This is a genomic window from Thiomonas sp. (assembly GCF_034007205.1).
Classification (GTDB): domain Bacteria; phylum Pseudomonadota; class Gammaproteobacteria; order Burkholderiales; family Burkholderiaceae_C; genus Thiomonas.
In genome coordinates this window covers 61934-82345 of the sequence record NZ_JAVERI010000004.1, presented here as the reverse complement: position 1 = coordinate 82345, position 20412 = coordinate 61934, and the positions used below count along the sequence as shown (strand labels likewise).

General features: G+C 65.3%; 23 protein-coding genes and 1 tRNA gene. 11 read left to right on the top strand and 13 right to left on the bottom strand.

The features are described from left to right. Position 1 precedes the first annotated feature (1 nt). The 3 genes from erpA to RBR52_RS04675 are packed head-to-tail and all read right to left on the bottom strand — an operon-like array spanning position 2 to position 2194. A complete protein-coding gene (gene erpA, locus RBR52_RS04685) occupies positions 2–421 on the bottom strand; it encodes an iron-sulfur cluster insertion protein ErpA (protein WP_320376030.1) in 420 nt (139 codons plus the stop codon). Positions 422–468: 47 nt separating this feature from the next. Continuing rightward, complete coding sequence (gene iscU, locus RBR52_RS04680) at positions 469–918, bottom strand: Fe-S cluster assembly scaffold IscU (protein ID WP_320376029.1); 450 nt, start codon at positions 916–918, stop codon at positions 469–471. A 58-nt stretch (positions 919–976) separates the two neighbouring features. After that, positions 977–2194 (bottom strand): IscS subfamily cysteine desulfurase, encoded by a 1218-nt coding sequence (locus RBR52_RS04675; protein WP_320376028.1) that lies wholly within the window; start codon positions 2192–2194, stop codon positions 977–979. A 420-nt stretch (positions 2195–2614) separates the two neighbouring features. Here RBR52_RS04675 and RBR52_RS04670 point away from each other — a divergent pair, with 420 nt between their 5' ends. The 4 genes from RBR52_RS04670 to RBR52_RS04655 all read left to right on the top strand — a co-directional run bounded on the left by RBR52_RS04670 (position 2615) and on the right by RBR52_RS04655 (position 5110). After that, the gene (locus RBR52_RS04670; RefSeq protein WP_320376027.1) at positions 2615–2989 is read left to right on the top strand and encodes a 2Fe-2S iron-sulfur cluster-binding protein; all 375 of its coding nucleotides are present in this window, start codon (positions 2615–2617) and stop codon (positions 2987–2989) included. Positions 2990–3079: 90 nt separating this feature from the next. Then, on the top strand, positions 3080–4345 hold the full coding sequence (locus RBR52_RS04665) for an FprA family A-type flavoprotein (RefSeq protein ID WP_320376026.1): 1266 nt from the start codon (positions 3080–3082) through the stop codon (positions 4343–4345). A 62-nt stretch (positions 4346–4407) separates the two neighbouring features. Beyond that, entirely contained in the window at positions 4408–4767 is a 360-nt protein-coding gene (locus RBR52_RS04660; protein ID WP_320376025.1) for a 2Fe-2S iron-sulfur cluster-binding protein, read from the top strand. A gap of 55 nt (positions 4768–4822) precedes the next feature. Then, entirely contained in the window at positions 4823–5110 is a 288-nt protein-coding gene (locus RBR52_RS04655; protein WP_320376024.1) for a 2Fe-2S iron-sulfur cluster-binding protein, read from the top strand. Positions 5111–5185: 75 nt separating this feature from the next. Here RBR52_RS04655 and RBR52_RS04650 read toward each other — a convergent pair whose 3' ends face one another. From RBR52_RS04650 to nifE, 7 genes are all read right to left on the bottom strand, one after another. After that, complete coding sequence (locus RBR52_RS04650; protein WP_320376023.1) at positions 5186–5851, bottom strand: nitrogen fixation protein NifQ; 666 nt, start codon at positions 5849–5851, stop codon at positions 5186–5188. Between the two features lie 158 nt (positions 5852–6009). After that, positions 6010–6315, bottom strand: a complete 306-nt coding sequence (gene fdxB / locus RBR52_RS04645) for a ferredoxin III, nif-specific (protein WP_320376022.1) — start codon at positions 6313–6315, stop codon at positions 6010–6012. 20 nt (positions 6316–6335) lie between these two features. After that, positions 6336–6542: a CCE_0567 family metalloprotein gene (locus RBR52_RS04640; protein WP_320376021.1), complete on the bottom strand. Its 207-nt coding sequence runs from the start codon at positions 6540–6542 to the stop codon at positions 6336–6338. Between the two features lie 22 nt (positions 6543–6564). Next, positions 6565–7041 (bottom strand): NifX-associated nitrogen fixation protein, encoded by a 477-nt coding sequence (locus RBR52_RS04635; RefSeq protein ID WP_320376020.1) that lies wholly within the window; start codon positions 7039–7041, stop codon positions 6565–6567. Beyond that, entirely contained in the window at positions 7034–7450 is a 417-nt protein-coding gene (gene nifX / locus RBR52_RS04630; RefSeq protein ID WP_320376019.1) for a nitrogen fixation protein NifX, read from the bottom strand. The genes RBR52_RS04635 and nifX overlap by 8 nt, the downstream gene beginning before the upstream one ends. Before the next feature lie 50 nt (positions 7451–7500). Further along, positions 7501–8934, bottom strand: a complete 1434-nt coding sequence (gene nifN, locus RBR52_RS04625; RefSeq protein WP_320376160.1) for a nitrogenase iron-molybdenum cofactor biosynthesis protein NifN — start codon at positions 8932–8934, stop codon at positions 7501–7503. A gap of 10 nt (positions 8935–8944) precedes the next feature. Beyond that, positions 8945–10414 carry a nitrogenase iron-molybdenum cofactor biosynthesis protein NifE gene (gene nifE / locus RBR52_RS04620; protein ID WP_320376018.1) on the bottom strand — a complete coding sequence of 490 codons (1470 nt, stop codon included), beginning with the start codon at positions 10412–10414 and terminating at the stop codon, positions 8945–8947. A gap of 320 nt (positions 10415–10734) precedes the next feature. Between nifE and RBR52_RS04615 the strand changes: the two genes are divergently transcribed. The 5 genes from RBR52_RS04615 (at position 10735) to RBR52_RS04595 (ending at position 16448) form a co-directional block, all read left to right on the top strand. Further along, the gene (locus RBR52_RS04615; RefSeq protein ID WP_320376017.1) at positions 10735–11805 is read left to right on the top strand and encodes an HlyD family secretion protein; all 1071 of its coding nucleotides are present in this window, start codon (positions 10735–10737) and stop codon (positions 11803–11805) included. After that, on the top strand, positions 11802–14582 hold the full coding sequence (rbbA, locus tag RBR52_RS04610; protein WP_320376016.1) for a ribosome-associated ATPase/putative transporter RbbA: 2781 nt from the start codon (positions 11802–11804) through the stop codon (positions 14580–14582). Before RBR52_RS04615 ends, rbbA begins: the two co-directional genes overlap by 4 nt. Before the next feature lie 38 nt (positions 14583–14620). Continuing rightward, on the top strand, positions 14621–15751 hold the full coding sequence (locus tag RBR52_RS04605; RefSeq protein ID WP_320376159.1) for an ABC transporter permease: 1131 nt from the start codon (positions 14621–14623) through the stop codon (positions 15749–15751). Positions 15752–15922: 171 nt separating this feature from the next. Next, positions 15923–16204: a BrnT family toxin gene (locus tag RBR52_RS04600; protein WP_320376015.1), complete on the top strand. Its 282-nt coding sequence runs from the start codon at positions 15923–15925 to the stop codon at positions 16202–16204. Continuing rightward, positions 16197–16448, top strand: coding sequence for a BrnA antitoxin family protein (locus RBR52_RS04595; protein ID WP_320376014.1), 252 nt, complete (start codon positions 16197–16199; stop codon positions 16446–16448). Before RBR52_RS04600 ends, RBR52_RS04595 begins: the two co-directional genes overlap by 8 nt. Before the next feature lie 180 nt (positions 16449–16628). On the opposite strand, the gene RBR52_RS04590 is transcribed toward RBR52_RS04595, so the two are convergent. Both RBR52_RS04590 and queG read right to left on the bottom strand, forming a co-directional pair. Further along, a tRNA-Pro gene (locus tag RBR52_RS04590) sits at positions 16629–16705 on the bottom strand. Between the two features lie 23 nt (positions 16706–16728). Continuing rightward, positions 16729–17847 carry a tRNA epoxyqueuosine(34) reductase QueG gene (queG, locus tag RBR52_RS04585; protein ID WP_320376013.1) on the bottom strand — a complete coding sequence of 373 codons (1119 nt, stop codon included), beginning with the start codon at positions 17845–17847 and terminating at the stop codon, positions 16729–16731. A 23-nt stretch (positions 17848–17870) separates the two neighbouring features. Between queG and tsaE the strand changes: the two genes are divergently transcribed. Both tsaE and RBR52_RS04575 read left to right on the top strand, forming a co-directional pair. Further along, positions 17871–18395: a tRNA (adenosine(37)-N6)-threonylcarbamoyltransferase complex ATPase subunit type 1 TsaE gene (gene tsaE / locus RBR52_RS04580; RefSeq protein WP_320376012.1), complete on the top strand. Its 525-nt coding sequence runs from the start codon at positions 17871–17873 to the stop codon at positions 18393–18395. 49 nt (positions 18396–18444) lie between these two features. Then, on the top strand, positions 18445–19866 hold the full coding sequence (locus tag RBR52_RS04575) for an N-acetylmuramoyl-L-alanine amidase (RefSeq protein WP_320376011.1): 1422 nt from the start codon (positions 18445–18447) through the stop codon (positions 19864–19866). A gap of 14 nt (positions 19867–19880) precedes the next feature. Here the strand turns inward: RBR52_RS04575 and rraA are convergent, their stop codons facing one another. Further along, positions 19881–20390, bottom strand: a complete 510-nt coding sequence (rraA, locus tag RBR52_RS04570) for a ribonuclease E activity regulator RraA (protein WP_320376010.1) — start codon at positions 20388–20390, stop codon at positions 19881–19883. Positions 20391–20412 lie beyond the last annotated feature (22 nt).

The following is a 20412-nucleotide window of genomic DNA, read 5'->3' as shown; positions in this document are numbered from 1 at the left end:
CTCAGGTCGAGAACGAATTGCCGCAGCCGCAGGTGCTGGTGGCATTGGGGTTGCGAATGATGAAGTTCGCGCCTTCGAGACCGTCCTGAAAGTCGATTTCGGCGCCCGCCAGATATTGCAGACTCATCGGATCGACCACGACGGACAGGACGCCGCGCTGCACCAGCACATCGTTTTCCGCCGGCGCGTCCTCGATGGAAAATCCGTATTGCAGGCCCGAGCAGCCGCCGCCGGAGACGAATACGCGCAGGCACATGGCGCTGTCGCCCTCTTCGGCGAGCATCTGCGTGACTTTCTCGACCACGGCATCGGTGACGAGGATGGGATCGGCCCCTGCCGCACGTTCGATCGCCGCGGCGGGCGGCGCAGGCAGGGTGGTGGAGCAGGACGAAGCGGCTCCTTGCGACTTGCATGAACTCATGGTGAGACTCCTCGATGTGAGAAAAAAGCGCCGAAGCGGGGGGCAGCTCAGGCGGCTTCGGACAGACCCGTCGCCGCGGGCGCGCAGGCGTTGTGTTCGATCAGCGTCGCGCCTGCGGCGTCGAGCCGGGTGCGGTAATCGGCCACTGCGGCCTTGATGGCGTCTTCCGCCAGGATGGAGCAGTGAATCTTCACCGGCGGCAGGGCCAGTTCGGCGGCGATGGCGGTGTTCTTGATCGACAGCGCCTCGTCCAGCGTCTTGCCCTTGACCCATTCGGTGACGAGCGAGGACGAGGCGATGGCCGAGCCGCAGCCGTAGGTCTTGAAGCGCGCGTCCTCGATCACGCCTTCGGCGTTGACCTTGATCTGCAGCTTCATCACATCGCCACAGGCGGGCGCCCCGACCATGCCAGTGCCCACCCCGGCCTCGTTTGCCGCAAAGCCGCCGACGTTGCGCGGGTTCTCGTAATGCTCGATCACTTTGTCGCTATAGGCCATGATGGGCTCCGGGAGTCAGGTGAAAAAAGATTGATGGGGGTTGAACGCCAGGTTCGGCTCAATGCTCGGCCCACTGCACGGCAGACAGATCGATTCCGCTGCAATGCATGTCCCACAGCGGGCTCAGATCGCGCAGGCGCTCCACCGTGGTCTTGATGCGCTGCGCGGCGGCATCCACCTCGTGCTCGGTGGTGTAGCGCCCGATGGAAAACCGGATCGAGCTGTGCGCCACTTCGTCGCTCAGGCCCAGAGCCCGCAGCACATAGCTGGGCTCCAGGCTGGCCGAGGTGCAGGCCGAGCCGCTGGACACGGCCACGCCCTTGATGCCCATCAGCAGCGATTCGCCTTCGACGAACTGGAAACTGACGTTGAGGTTGTGCGGCACGCGCTGCTGCATGTCGCCATTGACGCGGATTTCCGGTATGGCCGACAGCGCGCTCCAGAGGCGATCGCGCAGCGCGCGGATGCGCTCGTTCTCGGTCTGCATGGTCTCGCGCGCCAGGCGGTAGGCCTCGCCCATGCCGACGATCTGGTGCGTGGGCAGCGTGCCCGAGCGCAGGCCGTTCTCGTGCCCGCCGCCGTGCATCTGCGCGGCGATGCGCACCCGCGGCTTGCGCCGCACATAGAGCGCGCCGATGCCCTTGGGGCCGTAGGTCTTGTGCGCCGACAGGCTCATCAGGTCGATGGGCAGATCGGTCAGATCGATTTCCACCTTGCCGGTGGCCTGCGCCGCATCGACGTGAAACAGAATGCCGCGCGCCCGGCACAGGGTGCCCAGCGTCGCCACGTCCTGGATGACGCCGATCTCGTTGTTGACGAACATCACCGACGCCAGGATGGTGTCGGGCCGCAGCGCCGCGGCGAACACGGCGGGGTCGAGCAGGCCGTCTGGCCCGACATCGACATAGCTGACTTCAAAGCCCTCGCGTTCGAGTTCACGGCAGGCGTCGAGCACGGCCTTGTGCTCGGTCTTGACCGTCACGATATGGCGACCGCGGCCCTGATGAAAGTGCGCCGCGCCCTTGATCGCCAGATTGTTCGATTCGGTCGCCCCCGAGGTCCAGACGATCTCGCGGGCATCGGCGCCGATCAGCGCCGCGACCTGCTCGCGGGCGATTTCCACGGCTTCCTCCGCCGCCCAGCCGAAGGCGTGGCTGCGTGAAGCCGGATTGCCGAATTGCTCATACAGATACGGCACCATCGCCCGCACGACACGCGGATCGACCGGGGTGGTGGCGGCATAGTCGAGATAGATCGGTTTGTCGATGACTGACATGAGACGGCTCCCCTGGGTTCGGCACAGTCGGAATTCACTGTGCCACGCCCTCTTTCAGCAGAAACCGTGCCAGCCATCATCGGCCATTATTTTTGATTTATATCAATGAGTTAGCGATTTTTGTCCTCCATGAATTCCTGGCCGTTTCATCACAAACCCGCTTCGGCCCAAGCCGCCTGTCGGCTTTGTCTGCTTTGCGACATGAATGACGCCGCACTCGGCAGAGTCCTGTAGCAGATGGGTAGGCGCCTGTCCGATTGATAACGCGCATCCGATCAAAAATTCTGCTGCGGGGTGCATATCCCAATACAAAACAATAGCTTAGACAGATTTCATGGTTTGGCATGGCTGTTGCTTGGAATGCCGTGATGGCGGTCGCCGCCAATCCCCCTTCACTTCGTCATTCGAAAAGGAAAACTCATGGCCACGATCTGCTTCAGCTCCCCACTGATGGAAAAGGACATCACCGTTTACGCCATTGCGGGCGACACGCACAGCGTGCTCAAACTCGCCAAAAAGAACAAGATCCCCCTGCCGTTTGAATGCGAAGACGGCGAATGCGGCTCTTGCGTCATCAAGGTGACCTCGCTCGACGACAAGCCGCGCATGGCGCACGCGCTCAGCGAGAAGGAGCGCCGCACCCTGGTGGCGGAGGGCCTGATCACCAAGCAGGAGCTCAAGGACGCCGAAGTCAACGACCTGCCGCCGACCTATCGCCTGGCCTGCCAGTTCATTCCGCGCGATGAAAACATCCTGGTTCAATTCAGCGGCGAGCCTGGCGTCGGATTCAAATGACCCGCACGGGGACGTGGAGCGCCGCTCCAAGGCGCGATGCTCCCGCTCCAGTCGGCAGACGTCCCCTTATTCGCTTGCGAATTCCAAGCCATGCGAGACCATAGCCTGCTTCCTGTCGAAGTGACCCCGCGGGTGCATTGGGTCGGCGCGCTCGACCCCAAGATGCGCACCTTCGACGTCATTCTCAAAACGCCCAACGGCACGACCTATAACGCCTATCTGGTGCGCGGATCGGCGGGTCTCGCGGTAATCGATACGGTGAAAGAGGAATGCGCCGACCAGTTCTTCGCCCGCTTGGAAGCGGTGGCCAACTACGAGGACATCAAGGCCATCGTGCTCAACCACCTGGAACCGGATCATTCCGGCGCCTTGCCCGAACTCATGCGGCGCGCGGTCAACGCCACGCTCTACATTTCTGAAGCCGCGCAACTCATGCTCAAGGCGCTGCTCAACGACACCGCCATTGCCTACACCCCGGTGATGACGAACGACACCGTGAACCTGGGGGACCGCACCCTGCGCTTTCTCAACACCCCTTACCTGCATTGGCCCGATACCCAGTGCACTTTTCTGGAGGAAGAGGGCGTGCTGTTCTCCGGGGATGTGTTTGGCTGCCACCACTGCGACGAGCAATTGTTCAACGACCGGGTGGGCGACTTCCGCTTTTCCTTCGAGTATTACTACGCGCACATCATGCGCCCCTTCAAACAGCATGTGCTGCATGCGCTGGACTTGATCGAGCCGCTGCACATCACTTTGATCGCGCCAACGCACGGCCCCATCCTGCGGGATCGTCCCCGTGATTACATCGCACGCTACCGCGAGTTGTCCACGCCCAGGCTGCACCTGGACAGCGGCCGCAGCGACAAGACACTGCTCATCTTCTACATCAGCTCCTATCGCAACACCATGCATATGGCCGAGGCGATCCGCGACGGGGCTGCAGAGATCGGCGGATTCCGCATCTCCCTGTATGACCTCGAAGGAGGGGAAGTCGAACCCTTTGTCGACCTGGTGGAAGACGCCGACGCCATTCTGGTCGGCTCTCCCACCATCAATGGCGACGCGGTCAAACCCGTGTGGGATCTGCTGTCCTCATTCGCCAGGATCCACGTCAAGGGCAAGGTGGCCGGCGCCTTTGGCTCGTATGGCTGGTCTGGCGAGGCCGTGCGCATGATCGAAGACCGCCTGCGCGGCCTGAAGATGCGCGTTCCCGTCGGCGGGCTGCGCATCAAACTGATTCCCAGTGAAGAGGAACTGGAGAGTTGCCGCGACTACGGCCGCGACATCGGCAGCTTTCTCATGGGCAGGCCCAAGGCGCGCGACATCGACATGTCGCAACTCTCCATCGACTGACGCATTTCCTTGCCGCAACCCCATTGCGCACGACGCACCCCTCTTAACGAGCATTCACCATCATGGCAAAAGCGAAAGTCAAGTTTGCAGACGTCTCGGCCACCGTCACCGTGCCGGTGGGCACACGCATCATCGAGATTTCGGAAAAGGTCGGCTCCTACATCGCCTACAACTGCCGCGAGGGCGATTGCGGCAGTTGCGTGTTCGCGGTACTCGATGGCGCCGAGAACCTGTCCAAGCCCTCCTCGCTGGAAAAGGACACGCTGCTCGCGCACTTCAAGGAGGTGGTGAGCGGCTGGCGCAACTGCAAAGACCTCGAATCGCTGCAGGCCATGATCCAGCGCGAGAACTTCGCCGGCAAGCACTGCCGCCTCGCCTGCCAGACCCAGATCTACGGCGATGTCACCGTGTCCCCGCTCTGAACCCCAAGCTCACGGCACCGCAGACGCGTGACGTGAATCGACCAGGAGAATTTTCGTGGCCAAAGCCAGATTGACCTTTGCCGACATCGGCGTCACCGTCACCGTGCCCGCCGGAACGCGCATCATCGAAGTCTCAGAAAAGGTGGGCGCCGGCATTGCGTATGGCTGCCGCGAAAGCGATTGTGGCACCTGCCTGACCGAAGTGGTGGAAGGCATGGAGCATCTGTCCGAACCGTCGACGTTCGAGCGGGCCACGCTGGCCGCGAAAAAAGCGGGCCCGAACATACGCCTGGCCTGCCAGACGCTGGTCCTGGGCGATGCGGTGATCAAACCCGGCGGGTAATGGCGCCGCACTGCGGCTCGGGGCGCTTCATCCGGGCCGCCACAGCAAAGGAATCATTCCCTCGCATGCACTGTGCTACGCGCCCGCCTCCTCAGGCCCGAAGCACACCGCATGATCACTGCAGACGTCGCAGCTCGGTGATTTGCAGATTCTCAAGTCCGCGCGTTCGCACAACTGCTTGTAGAAGAATTTCTTCCACTTCATATTGCCGGTATTGCGCGCCGCCAGGGCTGGAAACCAGTCCTGCAGCAAGCGCGAAAGATCGGCCCTGGAGCGCAGATGCAGATCCTGCCAGAGGTGGTCTGCGCCCAGGCAGGCGACGGCAACGATGTGCGCCAGCCAGCGCGCCGCGTCGTCGCCCCGTCCTTCGCGTGCGGCCTCGAACAGCAGCGAGGCGACGTCGTCGATTTCATCCGCACGGGGTTCGGGCCGGTCCATGCGGGTCAGTTCGAGCCAGTCCAGGCCCAGCACCTGGTCCGCGAGGGGAACCCAGTGGCGCATCAGCCTGCGGGTGTCCCTGACATCCAGCCCGGGAATGGGCAGCAGATGCAGGCCATGACGCGCAAAGGCCTCGGCCAGCACCCCGGCAACGGCCAGCGTCGCGGGATCGTCGGCATCGTCTGCGCAGGCCAGCAGCAGGGCGCGCAGCGCCTGCTCGTCAGGCTTGGCGACGGGCGGCATATCACAGGACGTCTTTTCCTTGCGCAGGTTCGAATATCCGCCGATCCAGACGGCACTCACTGGACTACCCTCCTCGCTACGCTCGCCCCCACCTCGCGGCTTGCAAGCCGCTCGGATTCGGCTGGCGCGCGAACACGCGCAGGCGCGTTCGCTGGCCCAGCCTCATCCCCAAGGGAGTTGAGCGCTCCTACGGAGCGGCCGTGCGGAGCGCTCATGGCTCAGACCTCCTGCGCGGCGTGGCTGTAGCATTTTTTCGGACAGATCTTGGCGCAGGCGGTGCAGCCGATGCACAGCTCGCGGTGCGCAATGGTCATGACCTTTTTTTCGTACTCTTCATCGTCATCGCCGTCCTGATCGATGGCGACACGTTCTCCGTCTTCATCGAGGCCGACCATGGCGAGCACGCCGCGTGGACAGACCTTGAAGCAGCGGCCGCAGCCGATGCACTTGGCCTCGTCGATGGACTGGACGAAGGTCGGCACCCAGGCCGCGCCGCTGGGAAAGGTGACGGAAAACGTGCTCATGATCGGACTCCGGTCGGCTTTCAAGCCATCTCATTCAGACGCTTGCGCGCCTGCATCAGCGCGGCATGCGCGTCGTAGGCGATCTGCGCGACTTCGAGGATGCGTTCCCAGTTGGTGGGAAGGTCCTCGGACAGGTCGTGCAGGTCCATCTTGGCCTGGGTGGCGCGGGCGTTCAGCTTTTTCAGCTCGGACTTCAGGGCTTCGGGGTCAGTTGCGGTCTGGGACATGGTGGCCTCGTGGGTGCGGGAATCAGCCATAGCGGGCGACTTCGCCGTATTGCTCGATCAGGCCGATGCCCTCAGTCACCAGCTTGTTGCCGGCCTCGGCGAGCTTTTCCAGGCTGGGGAATCCGAAGCGGTGGACATCGCGCAGATGGCGGTTGACCACGACCAGCCGGCCGGCGGTGAGCACCGCGCGGCCGAAGCCTTCGTGGCTCATTTTCATCATCGGCGACACCATGCAGCCGGTGGCGCGCTCGATCGCCAGTCCGACGGCGTTGTGGAACAGTTCGAGCCGCCACAGCGTCTCGGGGTCGGGGTCGCCCATGATCGGCAGCGCGCGGCGCTGCTCGGCGGTGAGGATGTAGGGTGCGAGCAGCGTGGCGTCGCTCTTGCCTTCCCACACGCCGTGGGTGTCCTGCGCGCGGATCTGCTTGATCAGTTCGCGCACGAAGCCGTCCTGCAGGGCATCGGTATCGGGCGCAGCGGTCGTTTCGGCCTCAGCCATGAGCCTTCTCCTCATCGTCTTCCACATCGAAATCGCGTTCGCGCCCCTTGTTCAGCACCTTGCGCAGCCAGGGCGGCGGCGTGCCCTTGAGCACCTCCTGGAATTTGTCGAGGATGTCCAGGATGGGCTCGGGTTGCGGCACCTTGATCGGGTGGATTTTCAGCGCCACCACCCTTGCGGCGCCGGAACCGCCGATTGCGGCGACGTACAGAATGGCGCAGTCCTTGATGGCGTCGAGCTTGGGGGCGAGCTTGTCTTCGTTGCCGTCTTCGGCCAGATCGCTGCCGAAGTCGAAGGTCTGGACGAAACGATAGCCGGCTTCGTCGATTTCATACACGGCGATGTGCCGTGCCCAACCGAAATGCGCATCGACCTGCTGCATGTCCTGCGTGGCGAAAGCGATTTTCATGGTGCATGCTCCGGTGAGTTGAAAAGGGTGATGAAGGTGCAAGTCATGATTCACTCACCGCAGCCGCAGGAGCGGCCGCCGCAGCCCGATTCGCCCACCGGCTGCGCCCACTGCTCGACGGGTGCACAGCCCGATTCGAGCGCCGCAAGCGAGGTGGCCGGCAAGGGCCAGTCGCCCGGCTCATGGTGCGGCGTTTGCGCGATCAGCAGATTGCCGAGGTCGAACACCAGGTTGCGCGTACCGCGATAACCGATGTTCACGGTATGCGCATTGCCCAGCCGGTCAAACAGCGGCAGCCCGATGCGATAGAGCGGTTTGGCGAGGCGCTCGGCGGCCTGGCGTCCGTGCGAGTGCGTGAGCAACAGCTCGCAGCCGGTTGCCTGCGCGGCGCGCTCGAAGTCCTCCAGGTCGCCGATCACCACTTCGTTGGTCGGCAGTTGCGACAGCAGCGGCGACTTGGTGGTCGTGACGCAGACGGTGAGCTCCGCCCCCATTTCTGCCAGAAAGCTGCCCATGGCCCACAGCAGATCGGGCTCGGCGGCTATGGCCACCTTGACGTTGCCGAAAAAGAAATGGCCGTCGAGCATGGCATCGAGAAGCTGGCTGCGCTGGCGGTGATACTTCTCGGGCACAGGCCGCCCGCTGAGTTCGGACAGGGTTTGCAGCAGGGCGTCGTTGGAGGCGAGTCCGGTGAGCCGGTCGAACAGCACGAAGGGCACGCCGGCGCGCATTTCGAGCTCCATCGCCGCCGAGCGCATCTGCTCGCCGACGGCGATGGTCAGCATCGACGCGCCCATCTCGCGGATCGATTCCAGCGGGGTTCCGCCCAGCGTGGTGCCGAGCCAGTCGTCGGGGATGTGGCCATCGAGCGAGCCGGAGACGTCGGGGAGAACGATGGCGCTCAAGCCGAAGGCCGCGAACATCTCGCGCAATTCGTCGATGTCTCCCGCCGTGATGTGCCAACCCACGAGCAGATTCACCTGGCCGGGGATCGAATGCGCCGCGGGCTCGACCAGCGTTTTGACCACGGCGGTGACCGCCCGGGAAAATCCATCCTCGAATGCACCCACATAGTCGGGCGTGGACACATAGACGATCGCCGTATCGTCGAGTTCGGGATGACGTTTGCGGATGAGTTGCAGATAGCCGTCGACGTCGTCGCCCTTGGTCTCGGTCAGCCCGGTGGAGCAGATCGCGATGATGCGCGGATGGTTGCGCTTGTGGATGTTGAGGATGGCCTGCTCGATGTTCTCCAGACCGCCCAGAATGGTGGTGACCTCGTTCATCGCCGTGGTCTGCATCGGGATGGCTTCGCGGAAGTGCCGCACCATCACCACCAGGCCGAATGAGGTGCAGCCTTGCGATCCATGCATGGTCGGCACACAGGAATCCAGCCCGAGGAAGGCAAAGGTCGCTCCCAGCGGCTGGCTCATTTTGAGCGGATTGACCGCACACGACTTTTTCGTTTCGACAACCAGCGCCATCATCGCCTCCTCAGTTCATGCCGACGGCAGCCGCCAGGGTTTGCGCCTTTGACGGTGGCGGGGCGCTGGCCTGCGCCAGGTTGGTGGGGTCGGTCGAGTCGTCCCACGGCGCCGGAGTGCGCACCTGCGCCCACACCGGGTTGAACAGCGCCTTGTCGATTTCCTGCACCAGTTCGACCATGCCCTCGTAGCCGGCGTAGGCGTGGTGCCGCTCCTGGTTGATGTCCAGCCAGGGCATGCGCGCCTTGAGGGCGACGAACTGCGAGCGCCCGCCCGACAGCATGATGTCGGCGCGCGCCTCGCGCAGCATCGCGTACATCTCGCGCGGGGTCATGTCGTCGATCATGTGCGCGTCGTCGCCCATGATGTCCTTGATCTTGTCCTTGTCTTCCTTGGTGCTCTTTTTCACGCTGGTGCCGACGACTTCGAGCCCGGCCTCCTGCAGCGCCGACACCACCGACCAGCTCTTGACCCCGCCGGTGATCAGCAGCACCCGCTTGCCCGCCAGCCGCTCGCGGTAGGCGCGGATGCGCTCGGTTGCGCGCGCCTCCTCGACGCGGATCAGCCTTTCGGTGCGGCCGAGCAGTTCCTCGGGCGCGCCGCGCTCGACCAGCAGCCGCGCGATCTCGCGCAGGGTGTGGCTCATGTCGGAAATGCCGTAGAACGAGCCCTCGAAAAACGGAATGCCCCAGCGCTCCTCCATCTTGCGCGCGATATTGATCATCGACTTGGAGCACACCATCATCGTCGCCCGGGCGCGATGGCTGGCGGCGATCTCGTTGTAGCGGCCGTCGCCGGAAATGCACGCCAGGATGCGAACGCCCAGAGCGTCGAGCAGCGGCTTGACCTGCCACAGCTCGCCCACCAGGTTGTATTCGCCGATGATGTTGATGTCATACGGCGTGGTGACTTCGGGTTCGCGCGTGCCGATGACGTAATCGAGCAGGGCCTCGCCGCCGAGCTTGTTGCCCAGGTTCTTCGGCCCGGCGAAACCGGGCGAATTCACGGGAATCACCGGCTTGCCGAACTTCTCGCTGGCGCGCTTGCACACCGCCTCGATGTCGTCGCCGATCAGCGCGGTGACACAGGTCTGGTAGACGAACACCGCGGGAGGGTCGTATTTTTCGATGATTTCGCGCACCGCCCTGAACAGCCGCTTCTCGCCGCCGTACACCACGTCGAGTTCATTGATGTCGGTGGTGAAGCCGGTACGGTAGATCTGCGAACCGCTGCTGGCACTGTGGCGGTTGTCCCAGGAATTGCCTTCGCAGGCAATCGGCCCGTGAACCAGATGGGCCACATCCACGATGGGCTGCAAGGCGATCTTGGCACCATCGAAAGCGCAGCCCCCGGCCGCTGCCCCAGGGGTGAGCTGCTTGGTGCAGCCCTTCTTGCGCTCCTTCGCGTCCTTCGCCTGATTCTTGTCACATCCAGGCTCCTCGAACACCTGATCGATTTTCTGCTTGAGCATCGTGGACATTCCAGCCTCCATGCGTTGGGGTCGGAATAGACGAAGCACAAACGATGCCAGCCGCGCACCGAAAGATAGTCAATACATTTCAACGACTTATCCGTCAAATCGGTGAATTTGAAATGGCGGCTTCACAACAAAGGCGACAAACTTGTCGATGCGGCGCGGACCGCGCAGAGGGCAAACCCTGGGGAAACGCCAATGCCCGGGCAAATCGTCAAAATCTGGTCTCGACCAGCCGGATTCTCGCTTCGATTCTTCAAGGCCGACAGGCTTCCTGGTTCGTATGGCAGAATCTGCCGATCCCCGCACCACGAATGGAAAAAACGATGCATCTACCCAGGAATCGCCTCGCGCTGGTCGCGCTCGTGCTCGCCGCAGCGCTGGCGGCCGCGGCTTTCGGCTGGTATACGCTGAACCTGGCCGCGCCGAAGCAGGCGCTGGCGCAGGGCAATGGCCGCATCGAGGCGATCGAGATCGACGTCGCGGCGCGGCAGGGCGGGCGGCTGGTGCAGGTGCTGGCAAGCGAAGGTGCGACGGTGCGTGCCGGCGAGGTTCTGGCACGCATGGACACCAAGCCGCTGCAAGCCCAGCTCGCCGAGGCGCAGGCGCAGCTCGAGCGCGCGCGCAATGCGCTGCAAACGGCCAAGGCGCAACTCGCGCTGCGGCAGAGCGAACTCGCGGTGGCACAGGCCGGGGTGGTGCAGCGGGAAAGCGACCTGGTCGCCGCAGAAAAGCGCTACGCCCGGTCGAAGGCGCTGGTCGGCATGGGCGGCGTCGCCGAGCAGCAGCTCGACGACGACCGCGCGCGCGTCGACGGCTCGCGCGGGGCCTTGAGCGCGGCGCAATCGCAGGTCGCCGCCGCCCGCTCGGCGATCGCCGCGGCGCGCTCGCAGGGCGTCGAGGCCGAGTCGGCGGTGCGCGCGGCGCAGGCGGCGGTGCGCCGCGTCCAGGTCGAAATCGACGACTGCACCATCCGCGCGCCGATCGACGGCGTGGTGCAATACATCATCTCGCGCCCCGGCGAGGTTCTGCCCCCGGGCGGAAAGATCCTCAGCCTGCTCGACTTCGGCAGCCTGTACATGGCCTTCTTCCTCCCCGAGCAGGACTCGGGCCGGGTGGTCATCGGCGACACCGCGCGCATCGTGCTCGACGCGCTTCCCGGCAAGGTCATTCCGGCCACGGTGTCGTATGTGTCGAGCGTGGCGCAGTTCACTCCCAAGACGGTCGAGACCGAAAGCGAGCGGCAGAAGCTGATGTTCCGCGTCAAGGCGCAGGTCGATCCCGGATGGGCCGCCGCGCGGCTGCCCGAGCTCAAGAGCGGTATGCCGGGAGTGGCCTACGTCCGGCTCGACCGCAACGTGCCGTGGCCGGCACGGCTGCAAGTGGCGCCGCAATGAGCGCCCCCGGACCTGCGCTCACGCCGGGAAACGCGCCGCCGCAGGAAGCGGTCGCGCGGCTGGCGGGCGTGACGCTGCGCTACGGCGAGGTGGTCGCACTCGACGCGGTCGACCTCGAACTTCCCGCCGGGCGCACCGTCGGGCTGATCGGGCCCGACGGTGTCGGCAAGTCCAGCCTGCTCGCGCTGATCACCGGCACGCGCGCGATCCAGCAGGGCCGGGTCGAGGTGCTCGGCGGCGACATGGCCGACGCGCGCCACCTCGGCCGGGTGCGTGAGCGCGTGGCCTATATGCCGCAGGGTCTGGGGCGCAACCTCTACCCAACGCTGTCGATCGTCGAAAACCTCGACTTCTTCGGCCGGCTGTTCGGCTACACCGCGGCGCAGCGGGCGCAGCGCATCGACGCGCTGCTGCAGGCCACCGGGCTGGCGCCTTTCCGCGACCGCCCCGCCGGCAAGCTCTCGGGCGGCATGCGGCAGAAGCTCAGTCTGTGCGGCGCCCTGCTGCACGACCCCGATCTGCTGGTGCTCGACGAGCCGACCACCGGGGTCGATCCGCTGTCGCGCAGCCAGTTCTGGACGCTGATCGCGCGGCTGCGCGAGCAGCGCCCGGCGATGAGCGTGCTCGTCGCCACCGCCTATATGGACGAGGCCGAGGGCTTCGACTGGCTGGTGGCGATGGATGGCGGACGGCCGATCGCCGCCGGCACCCCGGCGCAGCTCAAGTCGCAGACGCAGGCGGCGACGCTGGAACAGGCGTTCATCGGCCTGCTGCCCGAATCGCGCAGGCGCCAGCACCATGCCGTCGTGCTGCCGCCGCGTCCGGCCGACGGGTCGAACGGCTACGCCATCGAGGCCCACGGCCTGACCCGACGCTTCGGCGACTTCGTCGCCGTCGACCACGTCGACCTGCGCATCGAGCGCGGCGAAATCTTCGGCTTCATCGGCTCCAACGGCTGCGGCAAGTCGACGACGATGAAAATGCTCACCGGGCTGCTGCCGGCCAGCAGCGGCGAGGTGCGCGTGCTCGGCCACCAGCCCGACCCGAAGGATCTGGGCACGCGCAAGCGCGTGGGCTATATGACCCAGGCGTTCTCGCTCTACACCGAGCTGACGGTGCGGCAGAACCTCGAACTGCATGCGCGGCTGTTTCACGTCCCGGCGGATCTTCGTGTCGCCCGCGTCGCCGAAATGGTTGCCCGCTTCGGGCTCGAAGCCGAGATTGACCAGCACCCCTCGGCGCTGCCGCTGGGCATGCGCCAGCGGCTGTCGCTGGCGGTGGCGATGATCCACCAGCCCGAGCTGCTGATCCTCGACGAGCCGACCTCGGGAGTCGATCCGATCGCGCGCGACTGGTTCTGGCAGCGGATGATCGACCTGGCGCGCAACGACGGCGTGACCATTTTCGTCTCGACCCACTTCATGAACGAGGCGATGCGCTGCGACCGCGTCGCGCTGATGCACGCCGGGCGGGTGCTGGCCACCGGCGCGCCCGCGGCGCTGGTCGCGCAGCGCGGCGCGGCATCGCTCGAACAGGCGTTCGTCGAATGGCTCAGCGAGGCGCAGGGCGAGCCGGAAGCGGACGGGGCCGCCGCCGGATTCGACCCGCTGCCCGCGCCGCAGGCGCGGACGCGGCGCGGCGGCGCGCTCGCCCGCAGCGCCACCCGGCTGCTGAGCTTCACCCGGCGCGAGGCGCTCGAACTGCTGCGCGATCCGGTGCGCGCCACGCTGGCGCTGGCGGGCAGCCTGATCCTGATGCTGATCATGGGCTACGGCATCAGTATGGACGTCGAGAACCTGCGCTACGCCGTGCTCGACCGCGACCACAGCGCGATCAGCCGCGACTATGCCCGCAACATCGCCGGGTCGCGCTATTTCGTCGAGCATGCGCCGATCACCGACTACGCCCAACTCGACCAGCGCATGCGCAGCGGCGAGCTCAGCCTGGCGATCGAAATCCCGCCGGGGTTCGGCCGCGATGTCGCGCGCGGCCGGCAGACCGAGATCGGCGTCTGGATCGACGGCGCGATGCCCACGCGCGCCGAAACCATTTCCGGGTACGTCCAGGCGCTGCACGCCGCCTGGATGGTCGAATACGCGCGGCAGGAGCTCGCCCGCGCGCTGCCGACTGCGGCGTCGAACATCGAAATCCGCTTCCGCTACAACCCCGACGTCAAAAGCCTGGTGGCGATGGTGCCGGCGGTGATCCCGCTGCTGCTGATGATGATCCCGGCGATGCTCACCTCGCTGAGCGTGGTGCGCGAGAAGGAGCTGGGCTCGATCATCAACTTCTACGTCACCCCGGTCGGGCGGATCGAGTTCCTCGTCGGCAAGCAGCTTCCCTACGTCGCGCTGGCGATGTTCAACTTCCTGCTGCTGTGGGTGATGGCGGTGACGGTGTTCGGCGTGCCGTTCAAGGGCAGCTTTGCCGCGCTGGCCACGGCGGCGCTGCTCTACGTCGCTGCGGCAACCGCGCTCGGGCTGTTGATATCGACCTTTCTGCGCACGCAGACGGCGGCGATTTTCGCCACCACCATCGGCACCCTGCTGCCGGCGGCGCAGTTCTCCGGGATGATCAACCCGATCTCGTCGCTCGAAGGCCCGGCCGTGTGGATCGGCCAGATCTACCCGACCACGCATTTCCTCACCATCGCCCGCGGCACCTTCTCCAAGGCGCTGGGGTTTCCCGAGCTCGCGCCGGCCTTCGTGCCGCTGGCGCTGGCCGCGCCGCTGCTGATCGCGCTGAGCGCGGCGCTGCTGCGCAAGCAGGAGCGCTAAAGGTGGAACAACCGCCGCGTCCGCCGCCGTCCACGCGCATCGCCCTGTCCAGCGCGGCCAACATCTGGCATCTCGGCATCAAGGAGCTGCGCAGCCTGTGGCACGACACCGCGATGCTGCTGCTGATCGTGTTCGCGTTCACGGCGCAGATCTACATCGCGGCCAGCGGCATCCCCGAAACGCTGCACCGCGCCCCTCTGGCCATCGTCGACGAGGATCACTCGCCGCTGTCGGCGCGCATCGACGCGGCGTTCGCTCCGCCCTACTTCCTGCACGCGCCGCTGATCGACCTGTCCGAGGTCGACCCCGGACTCGACTCCGGGCGCTACACCTTCGTCCTCGACATCCCGCCCAACTTCCAGCGCGACCTGCTCGCCGGGCGCCAGCCGGCGCTGCAGCTCAACGTCGATGCGACCCGCATGACGCAGGCGTTCACCGGCGGCGGCTACGTCCAGGCCATCGTCAACGGCGAGATCGCCGAGTTCCTCGCGCGCCACCGCGCGGCGCCGGCGGCACCGGTCGAGCTGGCGCTGCGCCACCGCTTCAACCCGGCGCAGGTGCGGTCGTGGTTCGGCGCCATCGTCGAACTGATCAACGGCATCACCACGCTGGGCATCGTGCTCACCGGCGCCGCGCTGATCCGCGAGCGCGAGCACGGCACCATCGAGCACCTGCTGGCCATGCCGGTGACGCCGTTCGAGATCATGGCGGCCAAGGTCTGGTCGATGGGGCTGGTGGTGCTGCTGGCGTCGTCGCTGTCGCTGTTCTTCATCGTGCACAGCCTGCTCGCGGTGCCGCTGCCCGACTCGGTGCCGCTGTTCCTCGTCGGCGCCGCGCTGCAATTGTTCGCGGTGACGTCGATGGGCATTTTCATGGGCACGGTGGCGCGGTCGATGCCGCAGATGGGGCTGCTGCTGATGCTGGTGCTGCTGCCGCTGCAAATGCTCTCGGGTGGCGTCACGCCGCAGGAAAGCATGCCCGAAGCGGTGCGCATCGTGATGCTCGCGGCGCCGACCACCCACTTCGTCAGCCTGTCGCAGGCCATCCTGTTCCGCGGCGCCGGGTTCGACGTCGTCTGGCCGTCGTTCCTCGCCATCGCGGCGATCGGCGGCGCGTTCTTCCTGATCGCGCTGGCGCTGCTGCGCCGCACCATCGGCACGATGGGTTAGGAGCCTGTCGGACTTGCAGTGGACAGTGCGCGGCACTCATCCCGCCGGAAATTCATCGAACGCTCGCCAACCAGTCGGCAGATCACAGCGCGCGCCGTACCGCGAGAACGACCGGGGAATGAGCCGCTGAAATGCATTGTTGTTGTGTAGACATTTATCTACAATGAATCCATGAAAATAGCGGGGTTCGACTGGGACAGCGGCAACTGGCCCAAGTGCGGGAAGCATGGGGTTTCCCGTGAGGAAATCGAACGGCTGTTTCTCGAAGGTCAAGCGCGGGTTGCGCCTGACCTCAAGCACACCACACCGGCTGAGAGCCGACACATTGCGGCAGGCCGGGTCGATGGCCGGGCCATGTTCGTAGCGTTCGCTTTTCGGGGCGGCTTCATCCGTCCGATCAGTGCCCGCTACATGCACGCGAAGGAGGCGAGCAACTATGAAACGAGTGCCTGAATTCAAGACCGACGCCGAAGCCGAAGCATTCCTGGAGAAAGACCTTTCCGGTCTTGATTTCAAACAGTTCAAGCCGATGCGCTTCGAGGTGGCGAAGAAGGAAGCCGCGCTGAATATGCGCCTGCCCGCCGCCCTGATGGACGCGGTACGCGCCAAGGCGAAAGCCCAGGGCATTCCTTACGCTCGCTATGTGCGGATGGTGTTGGAAGCCGACTTGCAGCGCAGCAGGGGGATGAAGCGCTGACCATCTCCCTGCGGGGGGAATCCTGGGGTGTCCGGCAAAGGGACATTTCGGGGCGGTCTGGGGGAAATTTGGGGGAATTGAGGGGGAATGCGCCCCCCAAAAGTCCCGCTCTTGGCACAAAAAAGCCCGCGTTGTTGGCGTGGGCTTGTTCTGCAACTCATTGATTTAATATGTGTTTTTTGGTCGGGGCGAGAGGATTCGAACCTCCGACCCTCTGCTCCCAAAGCAGATGCGCTACCAGACTGCGCTACGCCCCGACGAAACCCGGCATTCTACCGGGTCATTCCACTGGATTCGATTCGGCCTGTGTCAACGCCCAGCGCAGATGCTCCCGGAGCAGCGGGCTGGCTTGCACAAGCGCTTCGCCCAGCGCCTGGATGACAGCCGCTCGCCAGGCGGCATCCCGGCTCTGGCGCAGTCCGTTGCCCAGGGCGACGGCGAGGTTGCGCCGCCAGCGCTCAAAGCCGATGCGGCGGATCGCGCTGCCCTCGGTGTGTTGCTCGAATTCCGCCTTGTTCCAACGCCATAGATCGAGCAGCAAAGCCTGGTCGAGACCTTGCCGCACGTCGAAGTCGGGCAAGGGGCTGCGCCGGGCATGGCGATTCCACGGGCAGATCAACTGGCAATCGTCGCAGCCATAGATGCGGTTGCCGATCAGCGGGCGCAGTTCCAGGGGAATCGGCCCGCCATGCTCGATGGTCAGGTAGGAGATGCAGCGCCGCGCATCGAGTTCTCCAGGTTTGATGATGGCCTGCGTCGGGCAGATGTCGATGCACTTGCGGCAGGTGCCGCAGTGCGCACTCGTGGGCGCATCCACTGGCAGGGGCAGGCCGACGAAGATCTCGCCCAGAAAAAACATCGACCCGCTGTCACGCTGCAGCAGCAGGGTGTGCTTGCCGCGCCAACCCAGCCCGGCGCGCGCCGCCAACTCCACTTCGAGCACGGGCGCGGAGTCGGTGAACACCCGCACCACGCCCGGGTCGACTTGGGCGGCGATGTGATCGGCCAGTTGCTGCAGCCGGCGCCGCAGTACCTTGTGGTAGTCGCGGCCCCTGGCGTAGACCGAAACGGTCGCTGCTTCGGGCTGCGCCAGCCGGCGCCACTCCCCCTCGCGCCAGTTCTCGGGGGCTGCGCGCGGCAGGTAGTCCATACGCGCGGTGATGACGCGCAGCGTGCCGGGAAGCAGCTCGGCGGGCCGGGCGCGCTTGAGGCCATGCCGCTGCATATAGTCCATGTTGCCGTGGTGGCCTGCAGCCAGCCAGGCCAGCAACGGCGCCTCGGCGGAACGCAGATCCACGCCGGTGATGCCGATTTGCGAGAATCCCAGCGCACGTCCGTACTGCTTGATGTCCTGCGCCAAGGCGTGCAGAACCTTGGGCGATGTGCCGAGTTGCTCCATCCGCCTCATTCTAGAAATGCCCCATGTCCCCTGCCGCACTGCACTTGCTGCTCACCGACGAGCACGACACCGAAGCACTGGCCCGGGCCCTGGCTTTGGCGTGGACGCAACACCCGGCGCCGCGTCTGCTGATCACCCTCGACGGCGACCTCGGCGCAGGGAAAACCACCTTTGCGCGCGCCTTTTTGCGTGCCTTGGGTGTGCAGGGACGCATCAAAAGCCCGAGTTTCAGCCTGCTGGAAGAGTACGACCTCGACATTCCAGCCCTACAATTCAAGGGAACTCTTCGGACATCGGCCCATCACATTGATCTGTATCGATTTTCGGACCCGCAAGAGTGGGAAGATTCCGGGCTGCGCGATGTCGTGGGCGGACCCGGGATCAGTCTGGTCGAGTGGCCGCAGCGCGCGCCGGGTTTGCTGCCCATCGCCGACTTGAGCGTGCACCTCGAACCGCTGGGAGAACAGCGCCAGTGCACGCTGCAAGCCGGGACCGAACTGGGACAGCAGTTGTTTCGCGCCCTGCCGGAGGGTTTGAAGTCCGGTTGATGCCGCGGGCGGGCTGCTGCTCCCCCGGTTCTTGAGCAGGAGCCTGAACATGATGACCTCACCGCGTCGACGTTTTCTCGTGCAATCGTCCAGCCTCGTGCTGCTGCTGACGGCCCCCATGATCGCCCGCGGCGCCACGCTGCTGTCCATCCGCGTCTGGCCGGCGCCGGAATACACCCGGTTGACGCTGGAGTCGGACGGCGCCCTGAGTGCAACGCACCAAATCCTGAGCGATCCGCCGCGGCTCGTGGTGGACCTTCAGGGTCTGCAGCTCGACAATGCGTTGCGCGATCTGGCGGGCAGAATCAAGGCCGACGATCCCTTCATCAAGGACGTGCGCGTGGGCCAGTTCAAGCCCGACGTGGTGCGCCTGGTCATCGACCTGAAGCAGGCGGTCAAACCGCAGGTCTTCAGCCTGCTGCCGGTGGCGGCCTATCAAAACCGTCTGGTGTTCGATCTCTATCCTGCCCATTCTGACCGGCTGATGGCTTTCATGCAACAGCAGGAGACACTCGACCGCCAACTCCAGCTTGGCGGGGAATCCACGTCGCCGCAGACCCTCGCGCAAGCTCGGACCCGCAAGGACGATACGCTGGGCGACTGGATACGCCAACACCGCAGCGAACTCGACAGCCAACAGGCCGGGCAGCCCCGGCAGTTCGCCCGCGCCGATGCGCCGCGCGCCGCCTCTGCCGATGCGCGGGCGGACAGCTCCCCGGCGCAACGCCCCGACCCCGTGCGCCGCGACCGCCGCAACTTCCGCACCGTGCTGCTGGCCATCGACCCGGGCCACGGCGGCGAAGACCCGGGCGCCACGGGGCCCAGCGGGGTGCATGAAAAAGACGTGGTGCTGCTCATCGCCCGCCACTTGCGCGATCTGGCTCAGAACACCCCCCACATGCGGGTGATGATGACGCGCGACCGCGACTACTTCGTGCCGCTGTGGACGCGGGTGGAGAAGGCGCAATCGGCCAACGCCGACCTGTTCACCTCCATCCATGCCGACGGCTGGTTCACGCCCGAGGCGCGCGGCGCGTCGGTTTACTGCCTGTCGGAAGGCGGCGCTTCCAGCGTGGCAGCCCGCCTGATAGCGCAACGCGAGAACGCGGCGGACGCCATCGGCGGCATCGACATCAACTCGCGCAGCTATCAGGTGGCCAAGGTGCTGCTCGACATGTCCACCACGGCGAAGATCAATGCCAGCCTGAAAATGGCCCGCCCCACTCTGAGCAAAATGGGCGAACTGGTGCATCTGCATTCCAGGCAGGTGCAGCAGGCGGGATTCGTCGTGCTGAAATCGCCCAGCATCCCTTCGATGCTGGTGGAAACCGCCTTCATCAGCAACCCGGAAGAAGAAGCGCGGCTGCAGACCCCGGCCTATCGCAAGCAGATCGCCCGCGCGATTTTCGAGGGCATACGCGCCTATCTCGACACCAACCCGCCCTTGGCCCGCCGCCGCATTTTGACTTGAGGTCCTGACCTCGATCAAAGCGCCAGACCAAGTCGCTCGCGGCTGATGATCACGCCGTCTTCATCGGCGTAGAGCCATTCACCTGGGCGCACGACCACCTCCTGAATGGTCACCACGACATCGACCCTGCCCTTGCCGTGTTTTTCGGGCGGAGCGGGCATCGACGCCAGCGCCAGCACGCCGATGGGCACCTGCTGGATTTCATGCACATCGCGCACGCAGCCGTTGATCACCACCCCGGCCCAGCCGTTCTGGTTGGCCAGCGCCGCCAGATTTCCGCCCAGCAGCGCCCGCTTCATCGACGCCGCGCCGTCCACCACCAGCACCCGGGCCATGCCGGCCGCCTCCAGAGCGGCGCGCACCAGGGCGTTGTCGTCGTGACATTGCACGGTGGCGATCGGGCCGCGGAAGCGACCGATCTTGCCAAAGGAACGAAACACCGGCGGCAGCACACGCAGCGCATCCGTGTGCAAGGCCTCGCGGTGCGCGTCGCACAGATCACTGGTTGAAAACAAGGCGTGCATGGCCATTCCTCCTGATGCTTTC